The organism is Shewanella sp. 10N.286.51.B8 (genome assembly GCF_041469325.1).
GTDB lineage: Bacteria > Pseudomonadota > Gammaproteobacteria > Enterobacterales > Shewanellaceae > Shewanella.
In genome coordinates this window covers 144,150-155,467 of sequence record NZ_JBFRKG010000004.1, presented here as the reverse complement: position 1 = coordinate 155,467, position 11,318 = coordinate 144,150, and the positions used below count along the sequence as shown (strand labels likewise).

Here is an 11,318-nt window from a genome sequence, read left to right as displayed (position 1 = left end):
AAAGCAAGTGCTAAAGCAAGCACTATAAATTCAAGCACAGTTGAAACCAGCACTGCAAAGGATAAAATCCTTTATATCATTGATGCGCCAGACACTGTGCAGACCCAAGTCAGAATTGGACTCGTCACAGCTACAGCTGATGCGACAGTGCAAGATGCCAATACTTGTCAGATGATTGCCGCGCTATTAGGTAGAGGTTATTCAGGGCGGTTATTTTATGATTTACGTGAAGTGCGCGGCTTAAGCTATGGGGTTTATGGCCGCTGCGTCAATGCGCCATTGAGTCAATATATGTATTTTTATGGCAGCACCGCATTAGAAAACTCAAGCGCTTTTATAAAAGGGATGCTGGATCATTTAAGTCTTATCACTGAGCAAACCGCCTCACAAAACGAAATCAATGCCACTGTGACCTACTTACAAGGTAAGCAGCAACTTAGCCTTGATAGCCCATTCGGTAAAGAAAGCCTCTACATCCGTCAATTATTAAGCGGCCAAACCACGGCTGAATTTAGCCAAGGGATGAAGCAACTTCAACAACTGACTCCGATGCAATTATTGCAACAGGCCAACACCTTGAGCCTAACCACGCCTATCGTAGTGCTGCGCGGTGATGCCGACAAAATCAGCGCAGACCTACAGCAAAAACTGCCCACATGGGAGCTTAGGCAGTTAGAGCCTGATTAACTGTATTTAAAGCGAAAATTAGCTGTATTTGAAGCAACAATGAACAGCAGCTGAAGTCGATCAAAATCAATCAACTGCTTCTTTCATATTGATAACGCTGACAATCGTCGACAATATTAAGCCAGCTAACCTGATTTTGAGTATAAATGTGGTAATTGGGTTTCACTGAACTTGGCTTATCAAGGGATGCGATGGTTAAAGTGTAATAATCAGGATAGCGGCGGTCTCGATAACTCATAGTACAGCCACACTGAGCGCAAAAGCCCCTTAGTATATGCTCAGAAGAGGCATATTCAGTCACTGCGCCAGCGATCCAGCTTATCTGCTCAAACTTAAAGTCCATCCAAGCTTGAAACACTGCCCCAGATGATTTTTGACACTGCACACAATGGCAATAATCGGCATCAAACGGCGCAGCACTGACTTGATAGCGAATTGCGCCGCACAAACAACCACCCGTGAGCATAGCTGCCTGCTCAGTTGATTTATCATCCATATAAACCTTCAATTGTTAAGCCTGTAAACCTTAATTAAAGCATAAATTTACCCCAATAAAAAAGCCCTCAAAAGAGGGCTTTTACAAGACATAATGACCTAAGCTCTAGTGCTAAGTTCTAGTGCTAAGTAATAGTGCTAATTAGTAAGTCGCTTCGCGCTTTTCAGCTTCAGCATCCCACTTAGGCGCAAGTTCTTTTAAGAATCTTTGCTTATCAGCATTCATTTTGTCCATATCCATGCCAAGTGCTTCCTGTGCTTTCTCTTTAGTAGAGATATCAGGGATAGCGATAGGCATTTTAACGCCTTTAGCAGCAAGTAATTGAGCCAGCTTGATACGTGCATCAGCGGCTTTATCAACAGCGCCACCTAAAATACGTAATGCTTCAGCTGGAGCATGTGCAGCAACACCGTGAGATGCAGTTGCAAAGTCCCAACGCCACTGGCTGTGACGGATATCCATTAGGATAGGCTTCATTTCAGCTTCAGTTGCACCAGCGTCCCATGCAGCACCCGCTTCGAAGTGAGCGTGTACAAGTTGAGTTTCAGCTCTTAGCTTGATTTCTGTAACACTTTTTTGATTAGCATGTGTTACTTCCATCATGAACTCTTTAGTCTTGCCTTTATGACAAGTTGCACAAGTTTCTTCGAAACGATCAAATGGGTTACCCACTTTATGATCGGTAAACTTACCTTTACCATTTGCTTTAGCAACACGTGGCATGTGACAGTCAGTACAACTTACGTTGTTCTTACCGTGCATACCTAACTGCCAAGTTTCATAACCTGGATGTTGTGCTTTGAGCATCGGGGTTTTAGACACAGCATGAGTCCAATCAGAGAAGTTGATGGCATCGTAGTACACTTCCATTTCTTCAACTGTTGTACCGTTATCCCAAGGGAATTTTACGAAACCTTTACGGTCTGCTGTTTTCTCGAAGTAGTACTCAACGTGACATTGACCACAAACCATAGATTGCTTGTCTTTACGAGAAGCTTTATCAAATGGCTTATCAATTGCTACTAGAGCGCGATCAACATATGGACGAGAAATACGTAGTTTTGGTGAACCTTTTTCATGACAATCGCCACAGCCAAGACTGTTAACGATTTCAGGACCGCCTTTAGCCCATTTACCTTTGAAGTAACCGTCTTCGCCTTGCTCTTCGATCATGCGAGGTACATCAGGGCTTTTACAGCTCCAACATGCCATAGGCATTGGGCCGTCATCAGGTCCTGTTGGTGCGCCAGTACGTAATGTATTACGTAAGTCAGTCACGGTATAATGGTGACCACGTGCTTTATTGTAATCCTTAGCAAAGCCGTAACCTGCCCATAACACAACAAGGTTTGGATCTTGAGCTAACACATCAACAATTTCATCACTTTCTGAGGTAGCATGCCAAGTTTCATATTGAAGCTTGTACTTATCTTTATATACTTCATTTCTAGGTTCTGTTTTATCACTAGCCATTGCACTAGTCATCATAAAACTGCTTGCTAATAATGCACTTAGTGCAACAATCTTTCCTTTCATCTTCATCACCGTTCATCTCCGTGTTACATTTTATATTTGAATAATCACGACATCTCTATTGGCAAACTTATACATTTAAGGTTCAATTAAGAATACCCCTTAATGAGTATTAAGCAATAAGCTTGCGCTAGATCAAAGTGTTAATATGTTGTATGTCACATATTTGCTATTCTGTTAACATAATGACAAGGCTCTCAATGAAAAAATTGAGTGCTTTGTGTTCAATAATATACTTAAGTTGGGTAACTCATGGCGCAGCGAGGCAGTCTCACATCAACAATATTAAGACTAATGTTAGTACTAATATTTATTTCTTCCAGCCTAGCTGTGTACTCAATTATTAATCTTTCATTTAGTATTGGCGATGCCCGAGCCATTAATGCCTCTGGTTCATTAAGAATGCAAAGTTACCGCTTAAAGTTATTTTTAGAGCGAGAACCACAGTTATTGAATGAAAAAATAAATCAGTTTGAAGAAACCCTAGACTCTGAAGCACTACAGCGCTCCAATGCTTGGTATAGCCCGAAAGAACTTTCAGACCAATATTTATTGGTCATTGATAAATGGCAACAAATGCGTTATTTCATTGAAAATAATGAAAAACCACTCTATACCGCTGCCCTAAAAGACTTTGTTGATACTATTGATTTACTGGTGCTAGAAATGGAGCGGTTTGCGGCATTTAAGCTCAGAGCATTAGTTATAAGCCAAATAATCGGTTTATTTTTAATGCTAATAGTGGCAAGTTTTGCGACCCGCTATACCCGCAAAAAGATGGTGCAACCGATACTGCAATTAATGGATGTGGCCAATTCAATATCTAAAGGAAAATTTAACGTTGAGGTGCCAGCCACAGACTATATAGAGCTGCACTCATTAGGGGTCGCTTTCAAAAAGACCGCCGCCGAGCTTGATAGGCTATATCAAGACTTAGAAGGCCAAGTAAATGAAAAAACCACTGCCTTAACTCGCGCCAATAATGAGTTGAGTTTTTTATATGACAACTTAATTATGCTTCATGCTGACAGACTGGATTACAAAGCATTGGGCTTAGCATTAAACCAGCTGCAGCAATTTGAAAGTCTTGATTTTTTACGCCTTGTTATCGAACATGATGACCATTCAATCGATACCATTGAGGCTGATACAGGCTGGCCATCACCTGAACATATCCTAAATAAAGAAAGCAAACTAATCCCTGTTAAGTTTGACCTTAAACTGGAAAATAAAACCTTAGGTTATCTGGAAGTTATTTCTCTAAAGCCGATCAATAACATGTTATTTGTCAATTTCGCTATGATGCTAACCCGCTCTATTGTGATCCATAATGCCACCGAAGAGCGCCAGCAATTAGCTTTAATGGAAGAGCGCGCCGTGATTGCCAGAGAGCTACACGACTCTCTAGGTCAGCTATTATCATATTTAAAAATTCAGGTGAGTTTATTAGGAAAACAAATTCAACCAGCACATAAAACTGAGAAAGTAGCATCACAATTAGCTGATATTAATGAAGGTGTTAGCGTAGCATACGGTCAATTACGAGAACTATTATCCACCTTCCGCTTAACCATTAAAGAGCCTAATTTAAACCAAGCCATTGAAGTCATGATTAGTGAGTTACGTAAGCAATCTGGCATTAACATTGAGCTTAAATATAGCCTTTCGCAGCACCTATTTGCCTCAAGCCAGCATATTCATGTGCTACATTTAATGCGTGAAGCAACCATTAATGCCATAAAACATGCCAAGCCAAATAAAATAGTTATTGATTGTTTTTTAGCAGACTCTGGTATGATACAAATCAACATAAAAGATGACGGCATTGGTGTCTCTCACTTAAAAGAGCGGGATCAACATTTTGGCATCGGCATCATGCATGAGCGTGCAACTAAATTGCACGGCACGGTAAAGTTTGACAATAATCCGCAGGGCGGCACAACTGTTTCCCTCGTATTTCCACCCCAGCAGGAGCCTTTAAATGGGTAAACCTTATTCTGTACTCGTAGTTGATGACCACCCTCTACTTCGGCGTGGCATCTGTCAGTTAATAACCTCAGATAGCGATTTTAAACTATTTGGTGAAGCCGGAACGGGGTTAGATGCATTAACCGCAATAGGTGAAGACGAACCTGATATTATTTTGCTCGACCTTAATATGAAAGGCATGTCAGGCTTAGATACCTTAAATGCTATGCGTCAAGAAGGAGTCACTGCTCGTATTGTGATCTTGACCGTGTCTGATGCTAAACAAGATGTGGTGCGGCTATTACGCGCTGGCGCTGACGGCTATTTACTTAAAGATACTGAGCCAGATTTATTATTAGAGCAGCTTAAAAAAGCCATGCTTGGCCATCGCGTTATTAGTGATGAGGTCGAAGAATACATTTATGAGCTGAAAAATGCTGATAATGATGAAACTTGGATAGCCTCGTTAACCCCACGTGAATTGCAAATTCTCAAAGAGCTTGCCGAAGGTAAAAGCAACCGCGTGGTCGCTGAAGATTTACATATCAGTGAAGGTACGGTAAAAGTTCACGTGAAAAACTTATTACGTAAAGCCAATGCTAAATCAAGAACTGAAATGGCGGTAAGATACTTAAACCACTAACTTCAGTCGCAGCTACTTGTGCCCATTGAAAGTGTTTAGGCCATAAAAAATGGATGACAGCCACTGGCTATCATCCATTTTTATCTCTAAAGCAATAATAAACAGCTATAAGGTCAAGATGCCTGACGAAACATCAACTAGGCTCTGGCGATAAACTCAACCCAACTCTTTAAGGCACTTTCAAAGTCTTCTAAACCACAAAAGGCTTCTGACTCTGCATCATACATATTCATTGACTCTTCCAAGTCAAAGTCTTCATCAAAATCAATGGCATTGGTATAAATCCGCACCTGCTCACTGTCAATCGCGATAGACAAATCGTTACTTTGCCACGACCAGCCTGCTTTTTTGCTGGCCCTAATTTGTTCAATTTGCTGCAAAATATCGTGGCATTGGGATTTATCAGTACCAAGTTGCTCAGCAAAAAATCGTCCGAGTATCGCATGCTCCATACTGAATTCTGCAAACACGGTGCCGTCTAGACTATTACGGCGAAATTCATATTCCATGGTAAAGCTCAATTAAATAAGGCATTAAGTCTATTTTAACTGATATTGATGCAAACTGCTTAATTACAGCCAGTAAATAATTAAAAATACCCCGAATGGTATTTAAACTTACAGCATCTAAAATGCCTTAATAAGGCATTAGCAAGTAGGTTAAATAGTTAGCGGTATATTTAATGCTAAGTGATAGGATAGGCATTACCAACAAGATAAATCCGCTTTTAAACCATACACCATACCGCCTAGGTATAAGGAATCATATGGAATCAGGTTTTATATATTGCTTATTGTTATCAGGTCCTAATGCTGGTCAAAGTTTAACACCTGAGCAAGTTAACCAATGGCAGCCTGCAGATGGTTTATTGTGGCTACATCTGCGTTATAGCGCAGCCGATGCCATAGCGTGGATTAACAACGCCCAATTACCCGCCACTGAAACAGACACCCTACTGGCAGAGCACACTCGCCCAAGGGCTCTTAGCACTGCAGATGGTATATTAATGGCTTTACGCGGAGTTAACCTTAACCCCAATTCAGCGCCAGAAGACATGGTGTCGATGCGCGTTTTCGCCCAGCCACAGCGGATAATCTCTACCTGTGAACGGCCACTACAATCGGTAAAAGATATTGCTCAACAGATAATAAGCTCACCTGGATCTATTGATTCTAGTGCTGATTTTCTTATCTCTTTATGTGAACGTTTAACCCACAGAAAAGTAGAACTCATCCATAATCTGGAAGATGAACTAGATAACCTTGATGAGCAGGTGTCTGAGCATAACAGCCAAACTTTACGCTCCGATATTGCTGAGCTGCGTAAGCAAACGGTTATTTTACGGCGATACTTTTCGCCCCAACGGGATGCTTTTTCGCGGCTACTCAATGACAGCCACTTGCTCTTTAATACTGAGCATAAGCTTCGCATTAGAGAAATTAATGAAGTGCTCATTCGGGTCATTGAGGATTTAGATGCGGTGCGTGATAGAGCCAGCGTCACTCAAGAGCAGCTGCAATCAGTACAATCTGAGCAGCTTAATAAACGGCTTTATTTTCTGTCACTGATCTCAGCAATATTTTTACCATTGGGCTTTTTAACGGGCTTGCTTGGGGTCAATATTGGCGGCATACCTGGTACTGATAGCCATTTAGCGTTCAGCTTATTTTGTGCAGGACTGTTTGCCATTATTGCGCTGCAAATGTGGCTATTTTATCGCTTTAAATGGTTGTAGTGATTTTCAGACAATAAAAAAGGACGCTTGGCGTCCTTTTTTATTATTCGAAAAATTACTGCGCAGCTGGTGCCGCTTGTGCTTTTTCGATAGACAGCAATTCAACTTCAAATACTAAGGTTGAATTAGCTGGGATAGTACCAGTATCACGTTCGCCGTAAGCAAGTTCTGATGGGATAACGAACTTGTACTTAGCACCAACAGGCATTAATTGAACACCTTCAGTCCAACCAGGAATAACGCGGTTTAGTGGGAACTTAGCTGGCTCACCACGGCTGTATGAGCTATCAAACTCAGTACCGTCAATCAAAGTACCTTTATAGTGTACTTCAACCGTGTCTTCAGCAACTGGAGTGTCACCTGCACCCGCTTCAAGTACTTCGTACTGTAAACCAGATTCTGTGGTTACTACGCCTTCTTTAGCTTTGTTGGTTTCAAGGAACTTTTTACCTTCTTCAACCGCTTTGCTGGCTAATAATGCAGCTTGCTCAGTACGCTTTTCGTTTAATTTAGTGTCTAAACCTTGAAGAACCACTTGCATCTCTTCTTCAGTTAACTCTAGCGTATCAGCTAAACCATCGCTAAAACCTTGGATAACTAAAGTTCTATCAACTGCAAACCCTAACTCTTCTTGTTCAGTAATATGACCCGCCATGTAACGGCCAATAGAACCACCAACACTGTAAGCTTCTTTTTGTGCATCCGTTGTTAATTCAACTTTTTTAGCAACAACTTCTTGCTCTTGATTACACGCTGTTAGACCAACTACAGCCAATGCAACTAACGATAATTTGTAAATAGATTTCATTAAAGCTTCCTCAGCACTCTTGAGCGGTTACAATAACCTTTAAATGTAAAATTTGTATATATTTGGCCACTTTATACTAATTAAAGTGTTTTTAGCAATGGCCGTAAGTCATATCAACGCCAATGAGACAACATTTATGGGAGTAAGTTCATGGTTAGGATCATAATGCTGATATTTTGCATTTGCTTACTCATAGGTTGTCATCCCTCTGCCACACACGTCTTTAGCGTCACTGATGATGCCAGTTACAGCGCCAGCTTATCTGAAAATGGCCAATATGCACTTGTTAGTACAGCAAGTAATGGGATTTTATGGTGGGATCTCAAGGCTAACCAGCTAAAATACCATTGGCAGCATGGCAATAGTGCTAGCGAAAGCGATAATAGCGTCTTTGATACAGCGATCTCTGCCAATGCGCATTATGCCGCGACATTATCTAATAGCTCATTAGTGATTTGGAATATCCAAAGTGGTAAATCCATTGGCTGGTGGTCGTTGCCCGCATCAGCACAATCGGTGGCGATTGCTAATAATGCCCAAACCCTAGTGGGATTGATTGATGGCTCAGTAATGTCATTGGCACCAGAGAAAAATCTGATTAAATTTTTGGGCCATAATGAGCGCGTTTCAAGCGTGTCAATTTCCGCTGATGGCCAGCGGGCACTAACAGGCTCCAATGATGGCTCTGTTATCTTGTGGCAAGCACAAACAGGCCAACCGATTCAGCAATGGCAACTTGAGTCACGCCTTAGTAAAGTACAATTGAATCAGCGCGGCAGCTTGAGTTTTGTCAGTGATATTAAAGGTCATGCCTATATCTATCACAATGACACTGGCGCACAGCAATCGCAATTGGCCATAAACCGACGCCAAATGACCTTTAGTAGTGCCAGGTTTATTCATCAAGATAAACAGCTAATAACAGGCTCACCTTCCAAAGAAATTATATTATGGGATACAAAAACTGGTAAAAAACAAACAACAAGGCAAATTCAGCTGACGAAAAACAGCCAAAATAGAGGTGCCGTTGTATACTCTATTGCAAGTGATGAAAATCAAAACATCATCAGTATCAGTAATCAAGGTTTAGTAGAAACATGGGGCAACTTAAAATAGTGCCATGTTTGGAGAAGATTAATGCAAGATGTACATCAAAAAATTGATGATTTAGAAATGAAAGTCGCTTTTCAAGAAGCAACCATTGAAGATCTCAATCAAGAAGTGATTAAATTAAATGACCTTGTTGCGTTTCAGCAACATCAATTGTCATTAATCGTCAATAAACTACAAGCGATTGAACCCAGTAATATGGCTTCTCAAGCAGATGAAACACCACCGCCACATTATTAATCTATGCTATATAAGCCATGATGAGCTAAGCCGCTATGAGCTAGCTTTTAGATAACGTGGTCGCTTTATTATTAACATTAAAGAGTCAAGAATTCGCTTGATGTTATCAAGCTGAATTTTCAGTAAGGGATTATATGCTAGAAAGTAACATTCTAACGATTGCTAAAACCGGTGCCGCTATTTTAACTCACCAAACTCAGCCCGTTGTTACTTTTGATCAAGCTCTGGTTCAGCTAACCGACGATATGATGGCTACTATGTTGGCAGCCAATGGAGTCGGGATCGCTGCGCCACAAGTGTTTAGTAATAAAGCGGTATTTATTATGCATTCAAGGCCAAATGCGCGCTATCCCTCAATACCCACAAGCCAAGCAACCATAGTTATCAACCCACAAATAATTAGCAGTTCGTTAGAGGTGGAAGCGGCTACAGAGGGATGCTTATCAATCGATAACCAGCGTGTTAGCGTCTATCGGCATAAACACATTAACGTGGAATACCAAACCTTAAGCGGTAAGTGGGTAACACAACAGTTGAGCGGCTTTGATGCCCGCATTTTTCAACATGAATTTGATCATTTACAAGGTATTACTTTGCTAGAAAGGATAAATATGCCAGATCAGCAACAGGCCTTCGACCAAGAAAAATCACGGTTGCAGGACGTATGCTAATGAAAGCACTGAGCAGTATTTTCCTATTGCCAATCCTGTTATCAGGCTGCGCTTATAATAGTGTGCTGATTAACTACCCTTCGCAAATTGCGCCGATTAAACAGCAACTCAGTGGCCCAACACCCAGCGCCAAACTTAATGAGTTGGCCGGTGAAATTGATACCAATGATGGCCTACTTTACGCCCAAGAAGCTGGCCGAGTAGCGCAAATATCGGGTGATTTTGATGCCAGTAAAAATTATTACCAACAAGCCATCAAAGCCTATCAAGCCTTTGATGACAGAGCCGTTATTAGCGCCTCAGACTTAACCGCCACCGCCAGTAGCCTAGTATTAAACGACAATGCCATTCCATATCGCGGCCCTGGCTATGAGCGCATTATGGTGCATCAATACCAAGCCTTTAACTATTTATTTGCCGGCGATCCCCAAGGGGCGTTAATTGAAGTGCGCCGCAGTAATGAGCTGCAAAGCAGTGAGCAGGCGCGCTACCAAAAATCGCAAAAATCAGTGCAAGCCATGGCCAATGGCACCATTGATAGCGAATTAAATAAATTAGGATCAGCGGCTGGCACAGTCACCAGTTCCTTTTTAAATGCCTACAGCTATTACACTACAGGGTTACTGCATGAGTTATTGGGCGAGCCCAATGATGCCTATATTGATTACCGTAAAGCCGCTCAAATAAGCCCGAATAATAAATACCTCCAACAAGATTTAGTCAGGTTAGCCAAGCAACTTTCAATGCCGCAATATGATGAATTCAAACGCCGTTGGGGAGATGCCATTTTACCTAAACAAGGCCAAGGTCAGGTGGTGATGGTGGTTGAACGTGGCTTTGTCCCCGAAAAACAAAGCCTGACCGTGCCGTTTACAATTCATGGCAACTGGCAAACGGTGTCATTAGCCACTTACCAGCCCTATAACCAAGTGATCCCGCCCTCAATCATTCAAGGTTTTGGCACAGTGCTAAAAGCTGAGCCCATTGCCAATATCGATGCCTTAGCCATTAATGCCTTAAAAGAAGATTTACCCGGCGCATTGGTTCGACAAGCCGCGCGGGTCTATACTAAATCAGAGTTTACTCGCAGCGTCGAAAGTGGCAGTAAACGCCGTAATAATGAAGCCGATGCCGCCGCCATATTAATGCAAATATTCAATGTGGTAACTGAGCAAGCAGACAGAAGAAGTTGGCTAACGCTGCCAAGGCAAGCGCAAATAGCGCGCCAATATATTGAGCCAGGCGCCTATCAAGTCAGCCTAGGTAACAGCCCAGCTGCGACCATTAATGTTCACGCTAATCGGGCCACCTTAATTTGGGTAATAGAAACTGGCAATCAAACCCGTTTTTATTCAATAATAATTTAATACGACTCCTATTTAACGCGACTTTTTAAAAACAACAACTTTACCTTTTATCTAACATGG

General features: G+C 41.6%; 12 protein-coding genes. 8 read left to right on the top strand and 4 right to left on the bottom strand.

What is annotated here, in order from left to right; translation table 11 throughout:
* Nucleotides 1–687: M16 family metallopeptidase (locus AB4160_RS01965; protein WP_372003437.1), on the top strand; the 687-nt coding region annotated here is incomplete at its 5' end.
* 70 nt (nucleotides 688–757) lie between these two features.
* Here AB4160_RS01965 and AB4160_RS01960 read toward each other — a convergent pair.
* Together AB4160_RS01960 and nrfA are read right to left on the bottom strand one after the other, a co-directional pair.
* Nucleotides 758–1,183 (bottom strand): GFA family protein, encoded by a 426-nt coding sequence (locus AB4160_RS01960; protein WP_102438428.1) that lies wholly within the window; start codon nucleotides 1,181–1,183, stop codon nucleotides 758–760.
* Nucleotides 1,184–1,324: 141 nt separating this feature from the next.
* Nucleotides 1,325–2,719, bottom strand: coding sequence for an ammonia-forming nitrite reductase cytochrome c552 subunit (gene nrfA, locus AB4160_RS01955; protein ID WP_198590494.1), 1,395 nt, complete (start codon nucleotides 2,717–2,719; stop codon nucleotides 1,325–1,327).
* Nucleotides 2,720–2,968: 249 nt separating this feature from the next.
* Between nrfA and narQ the strand changes: the two genes are divergently transcribed.
* Both narQ and AB4160_RS01945 read left to right on the top strand, forming a co-directional pair.
* Nucleotides 2,969–4,705 carry a nitrate/nitrite two-component system sensor histidine kinase NarQ gene (narQ, locus tag AB4160_RS01950; RefSeq protein WP_303412005.1) on the top strand — a complete coding sequence of 579 codons (1,737 nt, stop codon included), beginning with the start codon at nucleotides 2,969–2,971 and terminating at the stop codon, nucleotides 4,703–4,705.
* On the top strand, nucleotides 4,698–5,327 hold the full coding sequence (locus tag AB4160_RS01945; RefSeq protein WP_102438422.1) for a response regulator: 630 nt from the start codon (nucleotides 4,698–4,700) through the stop codon (nucleotides 5,325–5,327). Before narQ ends, AB4160_RS01945 begins: the two co-directional genes overlap by 8 nt.
* A gap of 137 nt (nucleotides 5,328–5,464) precedes the next feature.
* Here the strand turns inward: AB4160_RS01945 and AB4160_RS01940 are convergent, their stop codons facing one another.
* Entirely contained in the window at nucleotides 5,465–5,836 is a 372-nt protein-coding gene (locus AB4160_RS01940; RefSeq protein WP_102438420.1) for a YacL family protein, read from the bottom strand.
* Between the two features lie 257 nt (nucleotides 5,837–6,093).
* Between AB4160_RS01940 and AB4160_RS01935 the strand changes: the two genes are divergently transcribed.
* Nucleotides 6,094–7,062 carry a zinc transporter ZntB gene (locus AB4160_RS01935; RefSeq protein ID WP_102476908.1) on the top strand — a complete coding sequence of 323 codons (969 nt, stop codon included), beginning with the start codon at nucleotides 6,094–6,096 and terminating at the stop codon, nucleotides 7,060–7,062.
* 55 nt (nucleotides 7,063–7,117) lie between these two features.
* Here the strand turns inward: AB4160_RS01935 and fkpA are convergent, their stop codons facing one another.
* Nucleotides 7,118–7,870, bottom strand: a complete 753-nt coding sequence (gene fkpA / locus AB4160_RS01930) for an FKBP-type peptidyl-prolyl cis-trans isomerase (RefSeq protein WP_102438416.1) — start codon at nucleotides 7,868–7,870, stop codon at nucleotides 7,118–7,120.
* A 150-nt stretch (nucleotides 7,871–8,020) separates the two neighbouring features.
* On the opposite strand from fkpA, the gene AB4160_RS01925 reads away from it, so the two are divergent.
* The 4 genes from AB4160_RS01925 to AB4160_RS01910 all read left to right on the top strand — a co-directional run bounded on the left by AB4160_RS01925 (nucleotide 8,021) and on the right by AB4160_RS01910 (nucleotide 11,258).
* Complete coding sequence (locus AB4160_RS01925; protein WP_372003436.1) at nucleotides 8,021–8,986, top strand: WD40 repeat domain-containing protein; 966 nt, start codon at nucleotides 8,021–8,023, stop codon at nucleotides 8,984–8,986.
* Between the two features lie 21 nt (nucleotides 8,987–9,007).
* Nucleotides 9,008–9,220: a SlyX family protein gene (locus tag AB4160_RS01920; RefSeq protein WP_076540726.1), complete on the top strand. Its 213-nt coding sequence runs from the start codon at nucleotides 9,008–9,010 to the stop codon at nucleotides 9,218–9,220.
* A 134-nt stretch (nucleotides 9,221–9,354) separates the two neighbouring features.
* Nucleotides 9,355–9,891: a peptide deformylase gene (gene def / locus AB4160_RS01915; protein WP_102438412.1), complete on the top strand. Its 537-nt coding sequence runs from the start codon at nucleotides 9,355–9,357 to the stop codon at nucleotides 9,889–9,891.
* Nucleotides 9,885–11,258 (top strand): COG3014 family protein, encoded by a 1,374-nt coding sequence (locus tag AB4160_RS01910; protein ID WP_372002057.1) that lies wholly within the window; start codon nucleotides 9,885–9,887, stop codon nucleotides 11,256–11,258. Before def ends, AB4160_RS01910 begins: the two co-directional genes overlap by 7 nt.
* Nucleotides 11,259–11,318: the final 60 nt, after the last annotated feature.

Bases quoted from the DNA above. Each gene is read 5' to 3' on its own strand.
- AB4160_RS01960 (WP_102438428.1), bottom strand. From the start codon at position 1,183: ATGGATGATAAATCAACTGAGCAGGCAGCTATGCTCACGGGTGGTTGT.
- nrfA (WP_198590494.1), bottom strand. From the start codon at position 2,719: ATGAAAGGAAAGATTGTTGCACTAAGTGCATTATTAGCAAGCAGTTTT.
- narQ (WP_303412005.1), top strand. From the start codon at position 2,969: ATGGCGCAGCGAGGCAGTCTCACATCAACAATATTAAGACTAATGTTA.
- AB4160_RS01945 (WP_102438422.1), top strand. From the start codon at position 4,698: ATGGGTAAACCTTATTCTGTACTCGTAGTTGATGACCACCCTCTACTT.
- AB4160_RS01940 (WP_102438420.1), bottom strand. From the start codon at position 5,836: ATGGAATATGAATTTCGCCGTAATAGTCTAGACGGCACCGTGTTTGCA.
- AB4160_RS01935 (WP_102476908.1), top strand. From the start codon at position 6,094: ATGGAATCAGGTTTTATATATTGCTTATTGTTATCAGGTCCTAATGCT.
- fkpA (WP_102438416.1), bottom strand. From the start codon at position 7,870: ATGAAATCTATTTACAAATTATCGTTAGTTGCATTGGCTGTAGTTGGT.
- AB4160_RS01925 (WP_372003436.1), top strand. From the start codon at position 8,021: ATGGTTAGGATCATAATGCTGATATTTTGCATTTGCTTACTCATAGGT.
- AB4160_RS01920 (WP_076540726.1), top strand. From the start codon at position 9,008: ATGCAAGATGTACATCAAAAAATTGATGATTTAGAAATGAAAGTCGCT.
- def (WP_102438412.1), top strand. From the start codon at position 9,355: ATGCTAGAAAGTAACATTCTAACGATTGCTAAAACCGGTGCCGCTATT.
- AB4160_RS01910 (WP_372002057.1), top strand. From the start codon at position 9,885: ATGCTAATGAAAGCACTGAGCAGTATTTTCCTATTGCCAATCCTGTTA.